Here is a 21,259-nt window from a genome sequence, read left to right as displayed (position 1 = left end):
CACCAGGCCAGCAGGTCGGTGGCGCGAACCAGCGCTCCGGGGTCACGACAGACCCGGCTCTCACCTCTCCGGCCCAGAGTGCGCGGGCTCGCGTCGTGAGCAGGCCGCCGGGGGAGGGAGCGGAGACAATGACCCGGAGGAAGAGAGGTCGGCACCATGAACGGGGAGAACGTCGACGCGGTCCTGGAGCAGGCGCTCGAACGTCTGGCTCTGCTGGCCGAGGCGAGCATCGTGCTCGCCAGCACACTGGACGTCGACGCCGCGCTGAGGCGCCTGTGCCAGGTCGTCCTGCCCCAGATGGGCGACTGGTGCGCCATCGACCTGCTCGGCGATCACGCGGAGGTCCGCCGCGTGGTGGTGGTCCACCACGACATGGGCAGCCTCCCCACCGGGCATCTGGAAGGCCCGCTGCCGCCCACGCCCGAGGAGTCCTCCGACCCGCTCGCACGCGTCCTGCGCGGTGTCGGCCCGCTCCTCCTGGACGCCGCCGCCCTCCGTACCGGCGGCGACAACCCCTTCCACGCCACCCAGCGGGAACTGTTCGACAGGCTGGAGGCGCACAGCGTGATCATCGCCCCCCTGCGGACGCGGAGACAGGTTCTGGGAGCGCTGACACTCGCCCGGGGAGAGGGCCGGCCGCCCCTCACCGACGACGACGTGGCTCTCGTGGAGGACGTGGCCCACCGCACCGCGCTGGCCGTCGACAACAGTCAGCTGTTCGCCTCCGTGCAGCACGTCGCCGAACGCCTTCAGCGGTCGCTGCTCCCGCCGATGCCCGAGAGCACGCCCTACGAGGTCGCCGCCCGCTACGTACCGGCGCCGACGGCCGCCGAGGTCGGCGGCGACTGGTACGACTACTTTCCACTGCCCGACGGTGCCGCCGCCCTGATCATCGGCGACGTGATCGGCCACGACGTGCAGGCAGCCGTCAAGATGAGTCAGCTGCGCAACATGCTCCGGGCCCTGACGTGCGACCGGCAGGAGCCGACGAGCGACATCCTGCGCCGTCTCGATCTCATCTCAGAGATCCTCTACAAGGGACACATCGCCAGCTGCATCTGCGCCCGCCTCGAACTCAACGGGGCGGGCGAATGGCACCTGCACTTCTCCAACGCCGGGCATCCGCCGCCGCTGCTCGTCGAGCACGACGGGGACACGCGGTACCTCGACGACGTGCACGGTCTCATCCTCGGCGTCGACGCCGGACAGGGCCGGTCCGACGGGGACGAGATCCTGCCCCCGTCGTCCACGCTCCTGCTGTACACGGACGGGCTGGTCGAACGGCCCGGGGAAAGCCTCGTCGACCGGCTGCTCCGCCTCCGCCAGCACGCGGCGGCCCTCGCCCGAGAACCCCTGGACACGTTCTGCGACGAGCTCATCGCCGACCTCGGCGGCGGGAGCAGCGACGACATCGCACTGCTCGCGATCCGGCTGCCCGGACACCACGGACGTCCTCCGCGGGAGACTCCGTAGGCCGCGTGGATCCAGGCGGGTACCCGGGGACCCCGCGCCGGCGGCGGTCCCCGGGTGTTCCGGCTACTGGATGCCGGGGATCTCACGTCCCGCGAAACCGGCACGGACCGCGTCCGCCGCGTTCCTGCCGTACATGCGCTCCGCCGTCGCGATCGTCGTCAGCGCCGCGGCCTGGAAGCTGGTGTCCGGTGCGAAGCCGAACTGGGCGTTGACGATGATGCGGTCGGCCACCCGGGCGCCGAGCGCGCGCCTGATGTCCAGCAGCGCGCGGGACCAGATCTCGCCGTCCGCGTGGACCGAGCCCACCCGGTCGCCGTACACCTTGTCCTTGTCGATGCGGCGCAGGCAGTGCGGGGCACTGCTGTAGCTGACCGAGTCCCAGTCCGCCACGCAGGCGGGGTCGGCCTTGAGCGGCCAGCCGTACCGGGAGGCCGCGTTGTTGCCGACCTCGACCGCGAGGTAGTCGCCGAACGCCTCACCGATGGCGCCCGCCTCCACGGACGTCCCGAAGCCGGGCACCTGCGCGTGGTGCACCGCGTGCCCGTACTCGTGCACGATCACCTCGGCGTCCTCCGCGTCGTCGACGCCCCCCTTGCCGAAGCGGATCTCGGCCTTCTTGTCGGTGAAGTAGGAGTTGTCCGCCCCCCACTGGTTGATGCGGACGGGCTGCGCCCGGTCGTTGGCACCGGGCAGTTCGCTGCCGAAGCCGAGCCCCTGGAGGTACTCCTGCGCCTCGTTGGTCCAGAAGTAGGCCATGACCTGTTCGAACTGGTCGTCGTGCCGGGTGTACGAGCTGGCGTCGGCGGTCTTCGCCGACGTACCCGTGTCCGACCTGACGTAGGCCCATCGCCCGGAGAGTCCGCCGCTGCCGTCGAGATTGCGCAGGGCGGCCGAGGCGTAGGCCGTCGCGGGCACGGCGACGGCCGAGTCCTTGGCGTCGACGAGCGACTGGTCGCCCGACGACTGGACGGGGTTGACCATGAAGACGCTGGCCTGAGGAGCGGCCGGGGCGGAGTTCGCCCCGGAGGCCGAGGCGGCTCCGGCCGTGGTGAGCAGAGCCACGATGGCGGTGGCCGAGGCGATCAGCGCGCGGGGTGTGCGGCGAGCCATGTACATCCTCCCGTTGTGGTGCGGGTGACGCCGGAAGCGGGGGGTGGCGCGGGCGTGATCATCGCGCACACGCCCGGCTTTGGCCAGCCCCTGCTCCCCGACCCGCTCCGTCTCAGAAGTTGATCATGTGCCCGGCGAGGCCGTGGACGGCCTCCTTCACGGCTTCGCCCAGCGTGGGGTGGGCGTGCACGTTCCGCGCCACCTCGTGGACGGTGAGGTCCCACTGCTGAGCCAGCGTCAGTTCCGGCAGCAGCTCGGTGACATCGGGGCCGATCAGATGCGCGCCGATGATCTCGCCGTACCTGGCGTCGCTGAGGATCTTCACGAAGCCCGTCGCGTCACCGAGGCCGTGCGCCTTGCCGTTCGCCGTGAAGGGGAACTTGGCGACCTTCACGTCGAATCCCTGCTCCCGCGCCTGCGCCTCCGTCCAGCCGAAGCTGGCGATCTGCGGCTGGCAGAACGTGGCACGCGGGATCATCCGGTAGTCGAGTTCCATCGTCTCGGCGTCCGCGATGGTCTCGGACGCGATGACGCCCATCGCCTCGGCGGCGTGCGCGAGCATGAGCTTCGCGGTCACGTCACCGATGGCGTAGATGTGCGGCACGCTGGTGCGGCAGCGGCCGTCCACCTCGATCGCGCCGCGCTCCGTGAGGGCGACACCGGTCGCCTCCAGGCCGTAACCGGTCACGTTCGGCGCGAAGCCGATGGCCTGGAGGACCTTGTCGGCCTCCAGGACCTTCTGTGCGCCGTCCTTGCCGGTGACGGTGACGCGGACCTGGGGTCCGGACTCGTCGATCGTCTCGACGCGGGTGGAGGTCAGGACCTCGATGCCGAGCTTGCGGTACTGCTTGGCCAGCTCCTTGGAGACGTCCTCGTCCTCCAGCGGTGCGACCCGGTCGAGGAACTCGACGATCGTGACCTTCACGCCGTAGTTGTGCAGGACGTAGGCGAACTCGACGCCGATGGCCCCCGCGCCCGCGATGACGATCGACCCCGGCACACCGTCGGCGAGGATCTGCTCCTCGTACGTCACCACCCGTTCGCTGCGGGCGGTGCCGGGCAGCAGGCGCGGGGTGGCGCCGGTGGCGATGACGCAGTTGTCGAAGGCGATGGTCCGCGTGCTGCCGTCCGCCCCGGCCACCTGGAGGGTGTTCGCGTCGAGGAACGTGCCCCGCCCGTCCACTTCGGTGATGCCGTTCTTCTTCATCAGGTAGTGGACGCCCTTGACCCGGCCGTCGGCGACCGTGCGGCTGCGACGGAACGCCTGGCCGTAGTCGAAGGAGATCGTCCCGTCGACCTCGATGCCGAAGGTCTTGGCCTCGTGGTTGACGAGGTGGGCGAGTTCGGCGTTGCGCAGCAGTGCCTTCGTGGGGATGCAGCCGACGTTGAGGCACACACCGCCCCAGTACTTCTCCTCGACGACCGCGACCCGCTTGCCCAGTTGGGCGGCGCGGATGGCGGCGACGTAACCGCCGGGGCCGGCACCGAGTACGACGACGTCGAAGCGCTCGTGCATGAATTGTCCTTAGGGTCGAGGTGATCCGGAGCCGAGGGCACACGCCGGCTCCCTCACCCTAAGGGCCCTGGAGCCGGGCGCGTTGGAGCCGGCAGGCCAGGGTGCGGCGCACGGAGGCCGAGGCGGGCGGGGTGACCTTCGCGGGGAGGTCGAGCCCGCGGCTGATCGTGTCGTACGCGTCGCGGCAGCCGCCGGGCAGTGTCGTCGCGTGGACTCTCAGGTCCTCCTCGACGAGGCGCCGCAGGGCGTCCACGTTCCGGGGTGTGAAGTGCTTCCGCCCCGCGGTGAGGGCATGGACGTGGTGGGCGCACCTGGCGGTGTCCCCGAGGGTCTCCGCGATCTGCTCGGCGAGGCCCCACAGCCGGCCTTCGAGCCACGGGACGTCCCGCTGGTCCAGGGCGAGTTCCATCGGAGGAGCCGGATCGCCCGACCGGTACTTCGCGACCTGTTTGGACACGGCGGGCTGGCTCATCCCCGTGAGCCGGGCGATCCGGTCCTGGGTCCAGCCGAGACCGGCGAACACCTGGATCATCTCCGTCCGCAGCTGCCGCATCTCCTCGCCTGCGCGGATGACCTCGTTCATACCGGCGAGCATCCGCGCCGCCTGCTCGTCGGTCAGCGGGTCGGTATTCGGTTGCTCGTGCTCTTCGCCTGCCACGACCTGGTTATACACCCGTCGGCACACTGCTGTCATAACCGGGTTGTATAACCAGGTTATGACTGGCATGGTTCCGGTCATGCCTACTTTCGCCGCACCCGATGGAACCCGACTCGCCTACCGCCGGACCGGCGAAGGCCCGCCGGTTCTCTGCCTCCCCGGCGGTCCCGCAGACTCCCTGTATCTCGGGGAACTGGGCGGCCTTTCGGCGTACCGGCAGCTCGTCACCCTTGACCTGCGAGGCACCGGCCGCTCCGCGGTGCCCGAGGACACCTCCTCGTACCGCTGCGACCGTCTGGTGGACGACGTCGAGGCGCTGCGCGTCCATCTGGGGTTCGACCGGCTGGATCTGCTCGCTCACTCCGCGGGCGCGAACCTCGCGACGCAGTACGCGGCTCGCTTCCCGGACCGGGTCGCCCGGCTCGCCCTGGTCGCCCCCGGCACCCGCGCCGTCGGCATCGAGATCACCGGCGGGACGCGCCGCGCACTCGCGCGGGCACGGCACGACGAGCCCTGGTTCCCCGCCGCGTACCCGGCACTGGAGGCCATCACCGAGGGCACGGGCAGCAACTGGGACGCCATCGCGCCCTTCCTGTACGGCCGTTGGGACGACGCGGCGCGGGCCCACCAGGCCGCGAGCGTGCCGCGCAACATGGAGGCCGTCGCCCTGTTCGCCGCCGACGGCGCGTTCGACCCGGCGGCTGTCCGCGCGGCACTCGGAGCCTGCGTGTCACCCGTGCTGGTGCTCGCCGGAGAGTTCGACCTGAACAGCCCGCCGAGCGCCGCGGAAGAACTCGCGGGACTCTTCCCCGATGCCACGCTCCTCGTGCAGACGCGAGGGGGCCACTACCCGTGGCTCGACGACCCCGCCCGCTTCGTGGCGGCCGTCGAGGCGTTCCTCGGGCGGTGACGGCCACGCTTGACCTCAAGTCGAGTTGAGGTTCTAGCGTCCTCGGTGACGAAGGGAGCACGACTGTGACGACATTGGTGACGGGCGCCACCGGGAACACCGGCAGGCATGTGGTGGCCGAACTGGTCCGCAGAGGAGAACAGGTCCGGGCGCTCACCCGGAACCCGGCCGCCGCCGAGCAACGGCTTCCGGCGGCGGCGGAGGTGGTGGCCGGAACGCACACGGCACCCGAAAGCCTGGACGCCGCCCTCGACGGAGTCGAACGCTTACACATCACGGTCACGGCAGGGCTCACCGAGGCCGGGCCCGAACTGGTGCGGCGGGCCGTGGGAGCGGGTGTCCGGCGCATCACCGTGGTGTGGGGCGGCGGCGTGGGGCCGGTCGAGAAGGCGGTGGAGGACTCGGGAGTGGAGTGGACCCGGCTGGAACCGCAGGAGTTCATGTCCAACGCCCTGACCTGGACCGAATCCATCCGGACCGAGGGGGTCGTGCGCGAGCCGTACGACTTCCCCAGCGCACTCGTCCACGAGGCCGACATCGGGGCTGTGGCGGCGGCCGCACTCCTCGACGAGGGCCACGCGGGGCGCGCCTACAACCTCACAGGGCCCGAAGTGCTGACGGTCGGTGAACGCGTCGCGATCCTGGCGCGGGCGACCGGCCGCGATCTGAGGTTCGTCCAGATAACGCACGAACAGGCTGTCGAGAGGCTGTTGGCCACCGGCGTGTCCCGGGCGGACGCCGAGTACGTCGTCGGCTGGTACGCCGCGTCCGACGCCGCCTCCAGGACGGTCGTCGACACCGTCGAGCAGGTGCTGGGCCGGCCGTCGCGCACGTTCGCGCAGTGGACGGCCCAGTACGCGGACCGCTTCTAGGGAGTGTTCCAGGTTCAGATCATGTGGTGGGTCGGAGGCTGCGGAGCCAGATGATGCTGCCGCGTAGGTCAGGGTCTTTGCAAGGTCGCGTGTTGGGTGAGGTTGTCCGGTGATGGGCCGTCATGTCGCGTTGCAGGGCCCCGGATGCAGGTGCAGGCACGGCCTTGTTGATCATGTGAGTGTCGAGTTCACGTGACCACAACCGAAGACCGTGCCTGCTGTCTCATCTTCTCCTATGCCGTCGGGCCTGGAGCAACTGGCCCGTACCCTGCCACCGCAGCCGCTGCCCGACGCGGTGCGCCTCGCCTCCTTCCTCGCGGGCCTGCCGGATCCGCGCGACCGCCGCGGCGAGCGTCCTGGCCGGTGCGAGATCACTGACCGCGATCTCCGAGTGGATCGCGGACGCACCCCGCTGGGTCCTTCTGGCCCTCGGCTTCGCGTTCGACCCGTTCAGCAAGGCGGTCACGGTGCGCATCCCACCACGGTCATGCGGCTGCTCGGCCGCCTCGACGCCGACGCCTTCGACGCCGCAGTGAGCGCGTTTCTGCAGGCCAGAGCCGCTGACCTAGATACAGAAAAAGCGCGGTGGCAGGCGGTCGCCGTGGACGGGAAACAGCTGCGCGGATCAAGAGCGGCCGACGGGAAAGCGGTGTGGCTTCTGGCCGCGATGGACCACGCCGGAACAGTCCTCGCGCAGCGGCAGATCGACACGAGGAGCAACGAGACACCCGCGTTCATCCCTCTTCTGGACGGCTTGAGTCTGGAGAACGCCGTCGTCACCGCGGACGCCGCCCACACCCAGCACGCGAACGGCCTCTGGCTGTGCGAGCAAGCCATCCACTACATCGCTGTCGTGAAGGGCAACCATCCCGGCCTGCTCAAACAGCTGAAGGAACTGCCGTGGGCCGACGTTGCCCTGGACCATAAGGACCGCACCAGGGGCCGGGGCCGGATCGAGGTCCGTCACCTGAAGACAGCCGCGTTCCGGCACCTCGACTATCCCGGTGCCCGTCAAGCCCCGCGCGTCATGCGCTGGCGCAAGGACCTGACCAGTAACAAGCTCACGATCGAGCGGCTGTACTTCGTCACCAGCCTCCCACCCGGCGCGGCATCCGGAGCCCGGATCGCTCCACCACGTCCGTGACACCACGTTCGCCGAGGATGCTTCCACCATCCGCGTCGGCCGCCTGCCCCGCGTGATGGCCAGCCTTCGCAACCTCGCCATCAGCGTCTGCCGACAGGACGGCCACACCAACATCGCCGCCGCCACCCGCCACCATGCCCGCCACCCAGGCCGCCCTCTGGCCGCACTCGGATGGACGTGATCAACCAGGACTCACGTGCTCAACCGGACAGAAGCGCAACATGCAAAGTCCCTGACGAGAAGGGCGGGGTCGAAACGAAGCCTCCGACCGCCTGCAGTCCAGTTGCACAGGTTTCTGAAGAGGGTTTCGATTGAGGTGTAGGTGTTACCGCCAGGTGGAGTCGACTCAACTCGCCTGAAGGTTACGCACACTCAAAGGCATGCGTCAGGTACATACCTGCTGATGTTACTACGGCGCCCATGGAGGATAGTATGCCTCCGCGTATATTTCGGTACAGCATAAGGAACTCTACAGCGGAGCATGACCTGCACTTGGTCGCTGCTCATCTGTGTTGGGGGGACTGGACTCCAAGATGGGAGCCGCCGGCCACCATCACGTCGGGGAGTTCAGGGTCATTTCAGGGTGAATCGGGAACGCTGGTCACGGGTACCGAGGGATGGACAAAGTACAGCGTTACTCGTCGTGGCGCCGCCGGTCCGCGGGCTATGATCTACATGTACTGGAATAATCCCTATTTCGGGGCAACCAGAGGTAAGGGTATACTTGTAGGGGAGGATATATCGCCACCAGACTGCGATGGTGACGGTTACGGGGCGGTCAGCGGAGGTAGCACTTTTCAGCCGGTGGCAGGCAGTAACGAACCTCCTTCGGATTTGCGCCTAGCTCTGACACAGACCCGTCGCGATGGGTCGCCTACGACTGTCGACGAGGTGGGAGACCTGTACCGAATCCCCCTGGCCCCGATATTCATCTTCGGCGCTGGCGCAATTTGGGAGAGGATGGAAGCGGACTTTGAGTTGCGCACTGTGTCCCTTCCTCCTTTCTTGCCTCCCACATCACCGGCAGAATGGATTTATGTGGCAAGGCGGGTGCCTGAGGGAAAGGAAGACGAGTGGGTCGGGCGCTGGTCAAGCGACCTCGTCAGCGTTGACATTCACCTCGCCCGGCCACATGGTCTTTCCGTCACTGTAGAAGATCGTACGCCCGGCTGGCAGGGCAAGTTCACAACCACTTGTAAACCCTTCCCGGGGATATGGACCCTCAGCGGTGCAAGGAGTCCTGCGCATGTAATTCCGTCGCCAGGTACGGTAATTAGCATGTGGAACGTCAAGCAGGATGGTCAGCTCAGAAGCATCGTATTGAGATATCAGCGCAAGAGTTTGCGCGACCAAAGCCTTATCGTCGATCGATACCTGGAATATTTTGATCCTGGCATACATTGAATGACGCGCGGCAACCGGCAACTTTGCTGCAGTGAGCGTTTTCCAACCTCCGTGCCTGTGCCTCTGCCCCAGGGCTCCTCCGATGGCAGGGCCTTTAAGAAGTGCCGAGGTGGGTGGGTTCGCCTGCTGTGCAAGCGATGTGACGGCTTGTCGACTTCTGCCGGTGGGTGACCCAGGACGCAGAACAGGCATGGCCACTGGTGATCATGTGGGTGTCGAGTCCGTATGAGCACCGAGCGAGTCCATGCCTGCCCACCCATCTTCCCGCATGCCGTCATGCCTTCGGCAACTGGGGGACGCCTCCGGCCCAGCTCTGCTGGAGGAAGCCGTTGACCTGCGGAGGTATCTGAACCACGGTTCCTGACCCACGGGCCCGTCGCGGCATCCGTCACCCTTGGACGGCCCTGCTCACCGCTGCGGCCGCCGCTGTTCTGGCCGGCGCCGCCTCGATCACGGCGATCGGCGAATGGGTCACCGACGCACCGCAGAGGGTCCTGGCTCTGCTCGGGTTCCGCCCCGACCCACTGACCGGCCTGATCCGCCCACCCCATGCCACGACCATCCGCCTCGTCCTCGCCGCCGCGGACGGCGACGCCCTCGACCGCGCCATCGGCGACTTCCTTCAGGAACGCAAGGCCCCGGCCCCGGGACGGAAGGTCATCGCCGTCGACGGCAAGACACTCCGCGGCTCCCGCACCACAAAACAGCCGGCCACTGCCCTGATCGCCGCCATGACCCACGACGGACAGGTCCTCGCCCAACGTCGGATCGACAGCAAGAGCAATGAGATCCCGGCCTTCGCCCCACTCCTGAACGGCCTCGACCTGACCGGCGCCGTCATCACCGCCGACGCCCTGCACACCCAGCACAACCACGCCTCCTACCTGCACGAACGCGGGGCCCACTACCTGGCCGTCGTCAAGAAGAACCACCCCCAACTGCATCAGAAGGTCCGCCGCCTGCCCTGGCGCGACATCCAACTCGACCACTACGAACGCGCCAGGGCCCACCACCGCGAGGAGATCCGCCGACTGAAGACCGCCACCTTCGCCCACCTCGACTACCCGCACGCCCGCCAGGCCCTCCAAGTCGTGCGCTGGAGACGCGATCTGGGCACCGGCAAGCTGACTATCGAGCGGATCCACCTGGTCACGAGCCTGCCGCCCGGCGCGGCCACCGGCAGCGAACTCGCCGCCTGGATCCGCGGCCACTGGCGCATCGAGAACCAGCTCCACCACGTCCGCGACCGCACCTTCCACGAGGACGACTCCAAGATCCGCACCTGGCAACTGCCCCGCGTGATGGCCGGCCTGCGCAATCTCGCCATCGGTGTCCACCGCCAAGACGGCCACACCAACATCGCCGCCGCCCTCCGCCGCACCAGCCGTGACTACCAGCGGCCCCTCACCGCCCTCGGACTGACCTGACGAACCCGGACACAAGATCACTTCTCAAAGACCCTGCCGCGTAGGTGGAGTCCGGCGAGGTAGCTGGTGGGGGTCTTGTCATATCGGGTGGCCAGTCCTCGCCACTCCTTGATCTTGTTGATGCAGCGTTCGACGGTGTTCCGATCCTTGTAGAGGTGGGGATCGTGTCTGGCTGGTCGGCCGCCGCACGAGCCCTTCTTCTTGCGATTGTCGAGTCGGAAGTCAAGATGTTCCGGGAGGCTATCCGCTTGGCCGAGGAAGAGCAGGACCTGATCACCGCAATCGGCACCCCCGCGCCCGCTGCGAGTGACGCTCCGGCTGGTCAGCAGCCCGCGGCCGCCGATTCCACCCCTGAGGACTGCAAGCGCCCCGGCTGGTGGTCCGGCCCAGAACCAGCGGCGACATGCTCAGCGAGCCGTGGCTCAGCTACTCCTGCAAGGGCCGTGGACGGCGGGGCAATCTGTTGCTGCTATGACGAGCGAGGTTCGGCGGAACAGGAGTTCCAGTTACCCTTTCCACTGCCTTGAGGAAATAGCGCGACACGAGGTCGCGAGCGTTATGCACCTGCCGCAACATCAGGTAAATGTCGCCGTCAGTAGGAGGATTTGGTGAGGACACCATTTGAGTGACGGCCAAGGCGACATGCTCGATGGACGAAATGAACGACCGTGTATCAGTCGGCCTGACGTCGTCATCATCGAGATATGCCTGCGGTGGAATACGGAAGAGCGCGGCTGTTAATTCCTTCATCTCGGCCATGGCCTGGACGCTATATTCGTACGCTCCCACATCGCTCCGCGAACGCAGAGCAGCCAGTACGCGCTCGGCATTTGCCGACCAAGCCCGCAAGGCGACTCGGGCTGTTGCAAGGACTTCAAGTGCGGCCGCGTCCTCGGCCTTCTTTACAGCAACTGCGGCCATCCGCTCTGCCCGCTCAGCTACGAGAACGGCCTGCCGCTCTGCCTGGTCGGCCAAGAGAACAGCCTGCCGCTCTGCCAACTCAGCCGCCAGGGCGGCCTGTCTCTCGGCCCGTTCAGCAGCAGCAACAGATGCCGCTTCAGCGCGCTCAGCCGCGAGAGACGCCGCAACTGCGTCGTCGCGACGCTTCGCCCGTTGCACCCATAGAGCACCCCCGGCGCCGATGCCAGCGCCACCCAGCCCGCTCACCAACGCGAGAATTGCTTCCGTCAACGCCATCTCGCGATGTTCCCGCCCTCATCGGGGCGCTGGCAAGCAGCTCCGGGATACCGGCCTCGGTCCGGCCCGTGTGCTGTAACAAATTCAGCCTCGCTGACGTACTACTAGTGAGTATTCAGGTTCGGATCATTGGATTCCGGGATTTGCCGGTGCCGGGCGATTGGGGCTGGTAGTTGTCGAGGATGGCTCGTGGTGATCTCTCGGATGCCGAGTGGGAGTTGGTTGAGCCGTTCTTGCCGGTGGGTGAGCGCGGCCCGGTCCCTGACCTGCGGCGGCAGTTCAACGGTGCGATGTGGCGGTTCAGGGCAGGGAGCCCCTGGCGGGACATACCGCAGGAGTACGGCTCTTGGTCGACTGTCTACGGCGCGTCAGCGCTGGGCGGTGGCCGGGACCTTCCGGGCACTGATGGACGGGATGATCACCGAGGCGGCGGTCCGCAGGCAGGTCGATCTCGACCTGGTCAGCGTAGATTCCACGGTCTCGCGTGCCCATCACCATGCGGCCGGAATGGTGGTCGACTCCGAGCTGCTGGACGAGCTGGAGAAGGCCGTCGCCGAGGAAAAGGGGCTCCACGAAAGGGGCAAAGCGCCCCGATGGCTCTGCCGGGCGAGGACAGCGATGGGGTGGCGCGCGAGGAACGTCGGCGTTTACGGCAGCGACGCGGAGCCCGGCTTCGAGCGGCCGAACTGGGCCGCTCACGGGGTGGGCTGACGACAAAGACGCACCTCGCGGCCGACCGCCGGTGCCGGCCGCTGTCGTTTGTCGTCACCCCGGGGCAGGCCGCAGACAGCCCCCGTTTCGTCCCGGTGCTGGAGGGTGTCAGGGTTCGCCTACCGGTTGGCCGCCCGCGCACTCGGCCCGGCGCGGTCGCCGCCGACAACGCGTATTCCTCCCGCGCGAACCGCGCCTATCTGCGCCGACGCCGCATCCGCGGCGTCATCCCGGAGAAGGTCGACCAAGTAGACAACCGCAAGAAGAAGGGCTCGTGCGGCGGCCGACCAGCCAGACACGATCCCCACCTCTACAAGGATCGGAACACCGTCGAACGCTGCATCAACAAGATCAAGGAGTGGCGAGGACTGGCCACCCGATATGACAAGACCCCCACCAGCTACCTCGCCGGACTCCACCTACGCGGCAGCATCATCTGGCTCCGCAGCCTCCGACCCACCACATGATCTGAACCTGGAACACTCCCTAGGGCCGGCCCTTCGTGCGGATCATGCCGGGCTCGCGGGTTCCGGCACGATCCGAACGCGGGCCCAGGGCGCCGCCTCGGCGATCAGGACGTGGTCAGTACGCCCGCGTGCATCGTCAGGACGCGGTCGCTGAAGTGCCGTACCACCGCCATGTCGTGGCAGATGAAGAGGTAGGCGAGCCCTCGCGTCTCCTGCAGTTCGAGCAGGAGGTTGAGAACACCGGCCCGCAGGGACGGGTCGAGGGCGGACACCGGCTCGTCCAGGATCAGGAGTTCGGGATCGCTCGCCAGCGCGCGGGCGATCCCGGCCCGCTGGCACTGCCCGCCGGACAGTTCGTGGGGGAGCCGTCCGCCGGACGTGTCGTCCAGGCCGACCAGGGAGAGCAGTTCGGCGACCCGGCCGGGGCCGGTCGCCGCCGACCAGCGGCCCTGGGCGCGCATCGGTTCGGCGACCTGGTCCCGGATGCGCCGACGCGGACTGAGTGAACCGTACGGGTCCTGGAACACGGGCTGGATGCGGGGCCGGACCGCCCGCAGCGCCCGCCGGCTCAGCGAGGTCAGCTCCGTGCCCCCGAACACGATCTCACCGCTGTCCGGCCGGCGCAGTTGCAGGACGGCCGCCGCGGTCGACGACTTGCCGCAGCCGGACGGACCGGTCAGCCCGACCGTCTCACCCGAGTCCACGTGGAAGGAGACCCCGTCGACGGCGGTGGCCGTTCCGTACCGCACGACCAGCTCGCGGACATCGAGCAGGGGGCTCATAGGGACTCCAGGTGATCGAGATGACAGGCCACCTCGCGCCCGTCGACGGCACGGGGCGCGGGCCGTTCGGTGCGGCAGCGGTCGGTCGCGTACCGGCAGCGGGGCGTGAAGGCACAGCCCGAAGGGACGGAGCCGGGTGCGGGCGGCCGGCCGGGGATGACGGGCAGCCGGGACTTACGGGGTGTGGCGGCGGTGGGCAGGCAGGCCAGGAGGCCTTCGGTGTACGGGGCGAGGGGCCGGTCCAGGACGCGGTGCACCGGACCGTACTCGGCGAGCCGTCCGGCATACATGACGGCCATCCGGTCGGCACGGGCCCGGACGGCGCCGAGGTCGTGGGTGACCAGCACGAGGGACGCACCGGTCGCGGTGCACCGCTCGCCCAGCACCGCGAGGATCCTGTCCTGGGTCTCCGGATCGAGGGCCGTCGTCGGTTCGTCGGCGACGACCAGCTCCGGACGGTTGATCATGGCCATCGCGATCACGGCACGCTGACGCATCCCGCCCGAGAACTCATGGGGATAGGCGGTGGCTCCGGACGCCGGGATACCGACCTCCGCCAGCGCGGAGAGCGCCCGCGACCGCGCGTCCTTCCGGGAGAGTCCCCGCACGGACCGTACGGCCAGCGCGAGTTGCTCACCGACCGGGTGAACCGGCGAGAGCGCCGACAGCGCGTCCTGCGGGACGAGTGCGACACGCCGGCCCCAGTCGGCCGCGGTGACCCGTGCACCACGCAGCAGCACACTCCCGGAGACCGTGGCCTCGCGCGGAGCCATGCCGAGAAGGGCTCGCGCGGTCACCGACTTCCCGGCCCCCGACTCGCCGACCAGGGCGAGCACTTCACCGGGGGCCACGTCGAACGAGAGGCCGCTGACGGCCGGTACGCCTGCGAAGTCCACGCTCAGGCCACGGACGGAGAGCAGAGGGCCGGGCGCCTGAGGATCAGGCCGCACGTGTTCGGACCGCAACGGGAACCTCTTCCTTCCGGACGGGTGCGCGGCGCGTCCTGCCGCTCCGGGTGTGAGCCGACAAGGACACGGCGAGCGCGGCGAGCAGCGCCAGAGCGACCGCGGGGGCGAGTGCCGCGACAGGCGCCCGCTCGACGTAGTCGGCGGACTCGTCGAGCAGGAGGCCCCAGTCCGGGGACGGCGGCTGGGCTCCGAGGCCGAGGAAACCGAGCGAGGCGAGGGCCAGGGCGATGCCCGGGAGGCGGAGCACCGCGTGCCGGGCGACCGGGGCGGCCACCGACGGCAGGACGTGGCGGACCATGATGCGGGCCGGGCTCGCGCCGATCGCCCTCTGCGCCGCCAGGAACGAGGAGGCCCGTATCTCCTGGGTGAGCGCGGCCGCGTGCGCGGCCAGTGGCGGCCAGGAGATCAGGGCGACGGCGAGCGCCGCGCCCCCGGCGCCGGGGCCCGTGGACGCCGCCACCAGAATGCCCACGATGACCGGGGGGAGGGCGTTGGCGATGTCGGCCAGGCCGGTCGCGGCGGCGGGCAGGAATCCGAGAGCGAGCCCGATGGCCAGGCCCAGGAGGCAGACGGCCGCCGCCGTGCCGACGGTCGAGCCGGCGCCGTGTCCGAGCCGCGCCAGTACGTCACGGCCGAGGGCGTCGGTGCCCAGGGGGTGCGACCAGGAGGGGGCGGCGAGTCGCGCGGCCGTGTCGATGACGTACGGATCGCGAAGCAGCCCCCAGCCGGTCGCCCCGGCCGGCAGGCACGCCAGGACGACCGGTACGACGGGGGAGACCCGCACCGGCCGGGCCACGGGCAGGGTCAGGGCTGCGTCGCGCAATGCTGGGCCGAGCAACTGGGCGCGTACGGCCGCCGACACGACGCCCACCAGGAGGCCGAGTGCCAGCAGGGCCAGGACCGCCCCCTGGAGCAGGGGCAGGTCCTGGGACCTGGCCGCGCCGAGCGCGGTGCGGCCGAGTCCCGGCACCGCGAAGACCGTCTCGACGGCGACCGCGCCGCCGGTCAGGCCCACCGCTGCCATACCGAACTGCGGTACCAGCGGCGGAAGGACGCGGCGCACAGCGGCGGCGGTGACGGCCCGCCGGCTGACGCCCGCACCGCGCCACAGTTCCACCCAGCGTTCGTCGAGTGCGTCCGGCAGCGCGTCGGCGACCAGCCGGCCCAGGAGCCCGCCGGCCGGAATCCCGAGCGCGAGCGCGGGGAGGACCATGTACGACGGCCCGTTCCAGCCGGAGGTGGGGAACCAGCCCAGCCACACCCCGGCGACGACGAGGAGCAACAGGGCGACCAGGTACTCGGGGACGGCGGCGAGCATCGCCCCGAACGTCCCGGAGGTGCCCCGGCCGCGTACGAGCACCGGCAGGGCGAGAGCCGTACCCACCACGAGAGCGACGGCCAGGGAGGCGCCCATCAGCGCCAGCGACACCTGGAGTCCGGCCGCCACCGACGGCAGGACGTCGGAGCCGGACACCCACGAGACACCGAGGTCGCCGCGCAGCAGCCCGGCCGCCCAGTTCCCCAGCAGTCCGAGCGGCCCGGCGTCGAGCCCCAGGTCCTCGCGGATGGCGTCCAGCGCCTCCGCGGTCGGCTCCTGCTCCGCCGACCGGGCCCGCAGCAGACCGAGTGCCGGATCCTTGCCCGACAGCCAGGGCAGCAGACCGACGAGAGCGACCACGGCGGCCAGTCCGGCCGCCCTGGTGAGGGCCGTCCTCACTTGACGTGCGTGTGGATCGTGACGAGTTCGCGCTCGCGCGGGTCGTGGGCCGCGCCCGTGACGCCCGCCGCGTCGCCCTGGACGACCCGCTCGTGCAGCATCGGCACCGCCGCGTCGGTGGCGAGCACGGCTGCCTCGGCGGCCATGACCGCCTTGCGCCGGGCGTCACCCGTGGGGGTCCGCGAGGCGGTCATCAGCGCCTTGTCGACGCCGGGGTCGGCGAGCTGCGCGAGGTTGAAGGAGCCCTCGCCGGCGAAGTCGCTGTACAGGTACGCCGCCGGATCCCCGGAATCCAGGACCGTGGCGCGCGACAGGACGAACGCGTCGAACTTCCCCGCGAGGGCGTCCGCTTCGATGTTGGCGTACTCACGGACCTCCAGCTCCACCCGGAAACCCGCTGCCTGGAGCTGCTGCTGAAGGATCTGGGCGACCTCCGGCAGCTCGGCCCGGTCGGTGAACGTACCGATCGTGATCCGGGCGCCCCGAGGATCACCGGCGGCCGCCCGTGCGGGCTTCCCGCGCAGCTCCGCGGCCCAGGGGAGAGCCGGTCCGAGGAGCCCTTCGGCGACGTCGGCCCTGCCCTCGTAGACGCTCTTCACGATCTGCTGCGCGTCTACGGCGGCGCGTGCGGCCGCCCGGACCCGTGCGTCCCGGAACGGCCCCGACCCGGCGTTCAGGTAGAGGGTGTTGGTGCGCGGCATCGGCACCTCGTGGATCAGCTCGGGGTCCAGGAGGCGTGCCTGCGAGACGGGCACCGCCTCGACGATGTCGGCCTCACCGCTGCGCAGCGCGGCGGCCCGCGCGGTGCCGTCCGGGACGAACCTGACGTCGATACCGGCCGCCTTCGCCCGGCCGCCCCAGTAGCGGTCGTACCGGTCGAGCGTCGCCGTGGCCGTGCCGCGCAGCTCGACGAGCTCGAAGGGCCCGGTGCCCGCGCCCACCGGGCTGACGGTCCTGCCCCGGTACGCCTTGGCGGCGAGGATCGACAACTGCGGGGAGCTGAGCCTCTGGGGGACGAGCGGATCGGCCGTGGCCGTGGTGACCGTGACCGTGCGGGGCCCGGTGGCGCGCACGGTGAGCGAGACGCCGTCGAGGATGCGCGGCTTGGGCGCGGCGGTGGCGGCGACGGTCAGCGACTTCACGGCGGAGCGCGCGGTGAAGGCGGTGCCGTCGTGGAACGTGACGCCCTCGCGGAGTGTGAACGTCCAGTCCCTGCCGCTCTGTTGCCAGGATGTGGCCAGCGCGGACGTGGCGTTGCCGTCCGCGTCCAGGCGGGTCAGCGTCTCGGCGGTGGACCAGCGGGACAGCTTGAACGCGTCGTCCGTCAGGGGCGAGAGCCCCGCGCGCGGCGGCTGCATCATCGCGACGCGGACCCGCGCTTCACCGCCGTCGGGGGAGGGGCCGGCCGCCGCGAAGCAGCCGGTGAGCAGCACCGCCGCCGTACTCGGACCGATCGTGGACAGGAGACCCCGACGGGATATGCGGGAGTTTTCGAGCAGGCGCAAGGGTGTCCCCAACGGGATGCGAAAGGTGGGTGAAGCCGACGCGCCGACCCTAGCATTATGACAATCATGTTCAGTAACGTGCCTGCGGGTCTCGCTCTCCGTCCGTCACGCCGAGGGGTGGAGGTGGGTGCGCTGGCCGTCGTGGTCGAGGAAGACCAGGATCTCCGCAGGCCCGGTGTGGGCCCTCAGTGCGTGCGGGATCATCGTGGAGAACTGGGCGGCCTGGCCGGTCTGCACGAGGATGCGCCGCTCGCCGAGCAGCAGGAGGACCGTTCCCGACAGGACGGTGAACCAGTCCGTTCCCGGGTGCACCCCGAGCTCGTCGCCCCCCTGCGCGTCGGCCTGCTGGGTGATGCGCATCTTCGCCACGGTCAGCCCCTGCGGTCCGCCCTCCCGGCTCAGCAGCCAGGTGGTCGTTCCGCCCGCCCTGTCCTGGTGCGGCCTGATCACCACGTCCCCGTCGTCGACGGACTCCACCAGCTGGTCCAGGGAGGTCCCCAGGGCGCGGGCGAGCGAGGTCAACTGGTCGAGGCCGATACGACGGTGGCCCGTCTCGATGCGGCTCAGGGTGGACGGGCTGAGGAAGCAGCGCTCCGCCAGGTCGTCGAGCGACCAGCCGCGCGCCAGTCGCAGGCCCTTGAGGCGACGGCGTACCAGGGTGTCCACATCTGTTTCTTGCGTCATACGCAAGACTGTATGCCAGTAGCGCAAGCTCGGAGTACGGTCGGCCCATGACGCACGACGAACACCACCCCCATCACCACCACACGGCGGCCGGGTCCGGCGAGACCGTGATGGCCGAACTCCTGGACCTCGATGCCGAGGTGCTGCGCACCTACGCGTCGGATGTGACGGCATGGCTCGCCGGCCTCACGGAGGAACGCCCGCCCCGGCGCATCCTCGACCTGGGCAGCGGTACCGGCACCGGCACCCTCGCCCTGCTGGAGCGTTTCGACGAGGCCGCGGCGACCGCGCTCGACATCTCCCCCCTGATGCTGCACCACCTGCGGAGCAAGGCCTGTGCCCGCGGTTTCGGGGAGCGTGTCCGGACCGTTCAGGCGGACCTGGACGCGCCGTGGCCTGTCCTGGACACCGCCGATCTGGTCTGGGCGGCCTCCTCCCTGCACCACATGGCCGACCCCGCCCGCGTCCTGGCAGAGGTGTTCGGGACCCTCCGGCCCGGCGGGCTGCTGGCCGTCACCGAGATGGACTTCTTCCCCCGCTTCCTGCCCGACAGCGTCGGCGCCGGACTGGAAGCACGCGTCCACACGGCTCTGCGCCGGGACCACGGCCAGGGCGAGCTGACATCCCTGCTGCTCGGTGCCGGATTCGTCCTGGAGGCGGAGCGGCCCTTCGTCGTCGACCTCCGGGCCCCGCTTCCGGAGGCCGCCCGGCGGTATGCGCAGGTGTGCCTGGGACGACTGCGCGAGCGTCTCGACGGCCTGGTCGACGAGACGGACCTGGCCACGCTCGACACCCTCCTCGACGGTGACGGTCCCGAGAGCCTGCTGCGGCGCGAGGATCTCACCGTACGCACGACCCGGACGGTGTGGGTGGCCAAGCGGCCCTGACCCACGGCTTCGTACGCGCACATGCGGACGGCGCGCCGCGGCAGGCCTGTCCGGCCCGTCGCGGCGCGCCGCCTCCCCGGCTCACTCGTCGATCGACGCCCCGTAGGCCGCGTCCGGAGCGGGAGCGGAGAGCGAGCCACCGCCGTACGACCACGAGCCGGTGGCCGTCACCCCGCCCGGACCGGCCGAGAGAACCCACACGGCGCCGTCGCCCGTGTTCTCACCCGGCGCCGAGGCCAGCAGGCCGAAACGGCCGTCCCTGTTCGGGTCGGTCAGCTTGACCTGGCCGCCCCAGCGGTCACCCGCCTCCGCGGAACCCGGCACGTTCGTGGAGTTCTGGTCCCACGACCTGACGCCGGTGGCGGTCAGCCCGCCGGCCGCGCCGCGCAGCACCCACACCGCGCCCGCGTCCGCGAGCGTGCCGATGTCCTCGCCGGCCGCCCCGATCGCCACGTCCGCGTAGCCGTCGCCGTCGGTGTCCGCGACGGAGAGGTCGGTACCCCAGCCGTCACCGCGCTCCGGCGTCCCGGGGATTCCGGCCGAGCCCTGGGTCCACCACCGCGGCGGACTGTCCGCACCGTCGACACCGAGCGGCCCGTCGGCGCTGCCGTGATAGACGCCGACGAGGCCGCCGGTCATCGTCTCGCCGCCGTCGTCGGGACTCTTCGGCTCGCCCGTCACGAGGTCGTCGTACCCGTCGCCGTCGATGTCACCGGACGCCACGACCGGGCCGCCCCGCAGCTGGCGTTCGAACACCAGTCCCTCCGGCTGCCCGGAGAGGAACACCGACCAGCCGTGGCCGGGTTCGGCGCCCACCGTGACGCCCCCGACGACCAGATCGGCCAGGCCGTTGTTGTCGTAGTCACCCGTGGTCAGTGACTTGGGGAGGATGTCGCGCTCCTCCGCAGCCGAGGAGAGGGGGCTGCGGGACCTGCGTTCCAGAGGTACGGACTGCAGGCGGGGGGAGGTGTCGTACCTGTACACATCCAGGTCGTCGCGGTCGAGAACGGCCAGTTGGTCCCCCGGGCTGTCGGAGCTGAAGCGGCCCGCGGCCAGCGCGCCGCCGAACTTCTCGCCGGCCGCCGGCTCCTCGGGCTCCAGCCAGACGCTGTTCCCTCCGTACAGCCCGGACGCCCCGCCCCACAGGACGGTGATGCCACCCGCGTCCGCGGCGGTCCCGATGTCCTCCCCGGAGATGCCGATGATCGCGTCGTCGTAGCCGTCGGCGTCCAGGTCGCCGGTGGCCACGGCGCGGCCGAAGCCGTCGCCCGCCTCGGCCGCGCCTGCCACGCCCGAGGTGGACTGACTGAAGACCGCCGACCGCTTGGTGCCGATCCCGGACGACGATCCGTACTGCACGGTCACATACCCCGCGCCCTTCTTCCCGCCGACGGTTCCGCCCGGCGCGCCGATGAGCACGTCCTCGTAGCCGTCGTCGTTGAAATCGCTGTTGCGGTCACTTGCGTGGGTCGCGCCGGGGGTTCCGGCATAGGCGCAGGGGGCGGCGATGGCCGCTCCCGTCAGCAGAAGGAATGAGGCCGCGGCAACTGCGGCCGAACGACGAGTACGCACGAGCGGCTCCTCTGACGAAGGATGGCCGGGCGAGTGCGGGGGTGGCCGGAAAGTGCCCGTTCCTTCCTGGCGTCCTGTTTGACCGCGCCGGGCTCGCAAGGGTTGTACGGCATGTGGCACAAGGGCTCTACGGCATATGCCAGGCACGGGAGACGGGCCCGGGCCGCACCGGCGGCGAACGGCCGATGTCCGGTTTGTTGCCTCTTGGGTATCGGCCTACCGTCGGTACTGCGCCGCACCGGCGGCCGTGATCGT

At 69.9% G+C, this 21,259-nt stretch carries 17 protein-coding genes and 2 pseudogenes; 7 read left to right on the top strand and 12 right to left on the bottom strand.

All coding sequences use genetic code 11. The features are described from left to right. Positions 1-156 precede the first annotated feature (156 nt). On the top strand, positions 157-1,473 hold the full coding sequence (locus tag AB0C82_RS31930; RefSeq protein WP_362848954.1) for a GAF domain-containing SpoIIE family protein phosphatase: 1,317 nt from the start codon (positions 157-159) through the stop codon (positions 1,471-1,473). 63 nt (positions 1,474-1,536) lie between these two features. On the opposite strand, the gene AB0C82_RS31925 is transcribed toward AB0C82_RS31930, so the two are convergent. The 3 genes from AB0C82_RS31925 to AB0C82_RS31915 all read right to left on the bottom strand — a co-directional run bounded on the left by AB0C82_RS31925 (position 1,537) and on the right by AB0C82_RS31915 (position 4,757). Next, positions 1,537-2,583 (bottom strand): M36 family metallopeptidase, encoded by a 1,047-nt coding sequence (locus AB0C82_RS31925; RefSeq protein WP_362848950.1) that lies wholly within the window; start codon positions 2,581-2,583, stop codon positions 1,537-1,539. A 112-nt stretch (positions 2,584-2,695) separates the two neighbouring features. Then, positions 2,696-4,099, bottom strand: a complete 1,404-nt coding sequence (gene lpdA / locus AB0C82_RS31920) for a dihydrolipoyl dehydrogenase (RefSeq protein ID WP_362848947.1) — start codon at positions 4,097-4,099, stop codon at positions 2,696-2,698. A gap of 58 nt (positions 4,100-4,157) precedes the next feature. Then, complete coding sequence (locus AB0C82_RS31915; RefSeq protein WP_362848945.1) at positions 4,158-4,757, bottom strand: sigma-70 family RNA polymerase sigma factor; 600 nt, start codon at positions 4,755-4,757, stop codon at positions 4,158-4,160. Between the two features lie 79 nt (positions 4,758-4,836). Between AB0C82_RS31915 and AB0C82_RS31910 the strand changes: the two genes are divergently transcribed. Together AB0C82_RS31910 and AB0C82_RS31905 are read left to right on the top strand one after the other, a co-directional pair. Beyond that, the gene (locus AB0C82_RS31910) at positions 4,837-5,667 is read left to right on the top strand and encodes an alpha/beta hydrolase (RefSeq protein WP_362848942.1); all 831 of its coding nucleotides are present in this window, start codon (positions 4,837-4,839) and stop codon (positions 5,665-5,667) included. 65 nt (positions 5,668-5,732) lie between these two features. Further along, positions 5,733-6,539 (top strand): NmrA family NAD(P)-binding protein, encoded by an 807-nt coding sequence (locus AB0C82_RS31905; RefSeq protein ID WP_362848939.1) that lies wholly within the window; start codon positions 5,733-5,735, stop codon positions 6,537-6,539. A gap of 223 nt (positions 6,540-6,762) precedes the next feature. Here AB0C82_RS31905 and AB0C82_RS31900 read toward each other — a convergent pair whose 3' ends face one another. After that, the gene (locus tag AB0C82_RS31900) at positions 6,763-7,014 is read right to left on the bottom strand and encodes a hypothetical protein (protein WP_362848936.1); all 252 of its coding nucleotides are present in this window, start codon (positions 7,012-7,014) and stop codon (positions 6,763-6,765) included. Positions 7,015-7,026: 12 nt separating this feature from the next. On the opposite strand from AB0C82_RS31900, the gene AB0C82_RS31895 reads away from it, so the two are divergent. Then, a complete protein-coding gene (locus AB0C82_RS31895; RefSeq protein ID WP_362848934.1) occupies positions 7,027-7,683 on the top strand; it encodes an ISAs1 family transposase in 657 nt (218 codons plus the stop codon). A 1,787-nt stretch (positions 7,684-9,470) separates the two neighbouring features. Further along, complete coding sequence (locus tag AB0C82_RS31890) at positions 9,471-10,514, top strand: ISAs1 family transposase (RefSeq protein ID WP_362849241.1); 1,044 nt, start codon at positions 9,471-9,473, stop codon at positions 10,512-10,514. 17 nt (positions 10,515-10,531) lie between these two features. Here the strand turns inward: AB0C82_RS31890 and AB0C82_RS31885 are convergent. After that, positions 10,532-10,753 (bottom strand): annotated as a pseudogene (locus AB0C82_RS31885) (hypothetical protein); the annotation flags it as partial. Positions 10,754-10,940: 187 nt separating this feature from the next. After that, positions 10,941-11,711 carry a hypothetical protein gene (locus tag AB0C82_RS31880; RefSeq protein ID WP_362848931.1) on the bottom strand — a complete coding sequence of 257 codons (771 nt, stop codon included), beginning with the start codon at positions 11,709-11,711 and terminating at the stop codon, positions 10,941-10,943. A gap of 182 nt (positions 11,712-11,893) precedes the next feature. On the opposite strand from AB0C82_RS31880, the pseudogene AB0C82_RS31875 reads away from it, so the two are divergent. Then, a pseudogene (locus AB0C82_RS31875) lies at positions 11,894-12,889 on the top strand (IS5 family transposase). 104 nt (positions 12,890-12,993) lie between these two features. On the opposite strand, the gene AB0C82_RS31870 reads toward AB0C82_RS31875, so the two are convergent. From AB0C82_RS31870 to AB0C82_RS31850, 5 genes are all read right to left on the bottom strand, one after another. After that, positions 12,994-13,671 (bottom strand): dipeptide/oligopeptide/nickel ABC transporter ATP-binding protein, encoded by a 678-nt coding sequence (locus tag AB0C82_RS31870; protein ID WP_362848929.1) that lies wholly within the window; start codon positions 13,669-13,671, stop codon positions 12,994-12,996. Further along, the gene (locus tag AB0C82_RS31865) at positions 13,668-14,621 is read right to left on the bottom strand and encodes an ABC transporter ATP-binding protein (protein ID WP_362848926.1); all 954 of its coding nucleotides are present in this window, start codon (positions 14,619-14,621) and stop codon (positions 13,668-13,670) included. Before AB0C82_RS31865 ends, AB0C82_RS31870 begins: the two co-directional genes overlap by 4 nt. Then, entirely contained in the window at positions 14,611-16,356 is a 1,746-nt protein-coding gene (locus tag AB0C82_RS31860) for an ABC transporter permease subunit (RefSeq protein WP_362848924.1), read from the bottom strand. Before AB0C82_RS31860 ends, AB0C82_RS31865 begins: the two co-directional genes overlap by 11 nt. Further along, the gene (locus AB0C82_RS31855) at positions 16,353-17,855 is read right to left on the bottom strand and encodes an ABC transporter substrate-binding protein (RefSeq protein ID WP_362849238.1); all 1,503 of its coding nucleotides are present in this window, start codon (positions 17,853-17,855) and stop codon (positions 16,353-16,355) included. Before AB0C82_RS31855 ends, AB0C82_RS31860 begins: the two co-directional genes overlap by 4 nt. Before the next feature lie 111 nt (positions 17,856-17,966). Continuing rightward, entirely contained in the window at positions 17,967-18,545 is a 579-nt protein-coding gene (locus AB0C82_RS31850; RefSeq protein ID WP_362848921.1) for an XRE family transcriptional regulator, read from the bottom strand. Between the two features lie 47 nt (positions 18,546-18,592). Here AB0C82_RS31850 and AB0C82_RS31845 point away from each other — a divergent pair, with 47 nt between their 5' ends. Then, positions 18,593-19,432, top strand: a complete 840-nt coding sequence (locus tag AB0C82_RS31845; protein WP_362848919.1) for a methyltransferase domain-containing protein — start codon at positions 18,593-18,595, stop codon at positions 19,430-19,432. Positions 19,433-19,513: 81 nt separating this feature from the next. Here AB0C82_RS31845 and AB0C82_RS31840 read toward each other — a convergent pair whose 3' ends face one another. After that, entirely contained in the window at positions 19,514-21,004 is a 1,491-nt protein-coding gene (locus AB0C82_RS31840; RefSeq protein ID WP_362848917.1) for an FG-GAP repeat protein, read from the bottom strand. Positions 21,005-21,259: the final 255 nt, after the last annotated feature.

The sequence above is a fragment of the Streptomyces sp. NPDC048560 genome (assembly GCF_040650955.1).
Taxonomy (GTDB): Bacteria; Actinomycetota; Actinomycetes; order Streptomycetales; family Streptomycetaceae; genus Streptomyces.
The sequence above is the reverse complement of the archived record's forward strand: the minus strand, read 5'-3'. Positions and strand labels throughout refer to the sequence as shown.

What these genes read in the sequence shown, in the direction of transcription:
- AB0C82_RS31930 (WP_362848954.1), top strand. Translation starts at nt 157, where the DNA reads ATGAACGGGGAGAACGTCGACGCGGTCCTGGAGCAGGCGCTCGAACGT.
- AB0C82_RS31925 (WP_362848950.1), bottom strand. Translation starts at nt 2,583, where the DNA reads ATGGCTCGCCGCACACCCCGCGCGCTGATCGCCTCGGCCACCGCCATC.
- lpdA (WP_362848947.1), bottom strand. Translation starts at nt 4,099, where the DNA reads ATGCACGAGCGCTTCGACGTCGTCGTACTCGGTGCCGGCCCCGGCGGT.
- AB0C82_RS31910 (WP_362848942.1), top strand. Translation starts at nt 4,837, where the DNA reads ATGCCTACTTTCGCCGCACCCGATGGAACCCGACTCGCCTACCGCCGG.
- AB0C82_RS31900 (WP_362848936.1), bottom strand. Translation starts at nt 7,014, where the DNA reads ATGCGCACCGTGACCGCCTTGCTGAACGGGTCGAACGCGAAGCCGAGG.
- AB0C82_RS31895 (WP_362848934.1), top strand. Translation starts at nt 7,027, where the DNA reads ATGCGGCTGCTCGGCCGCCTCGACGCCGACGCCTTCGACGCCGCAGTG.
- AB0C82_RS31880 (WP_362848931.1), bottom strand. Translation starts at nt 11,711, where the DNA reads ATGGCGTTGACGGAAGCAATTCTCGCGTTGGTGAGCGGGCTGGGTGGC.
- AB0C82_RS31870 (WP_362848929.1), bottom strand. Translation starts at nt 13,671, where the DNA reads ATGAGCCCCCTGCTCGATGTCCGCGAGCTGGTCGTGCGGTACGGAACG.
- AB0C82_RS31850 (WP_362848921.1), bottom strand. Translation starts at nt 18,545, where the DNA reads ATGACGCAAGAAACAGATGTGGACACCCTGGTACGCCGTCGCCTCAAG.
- AB0C82_RS31845 (WP_362848919.1), top strand. Translation starts at nt 18,593, where the DNA reads ATGACGCACGACGAACACCACCCCCATCACCACCACACGGCGGCCGGG.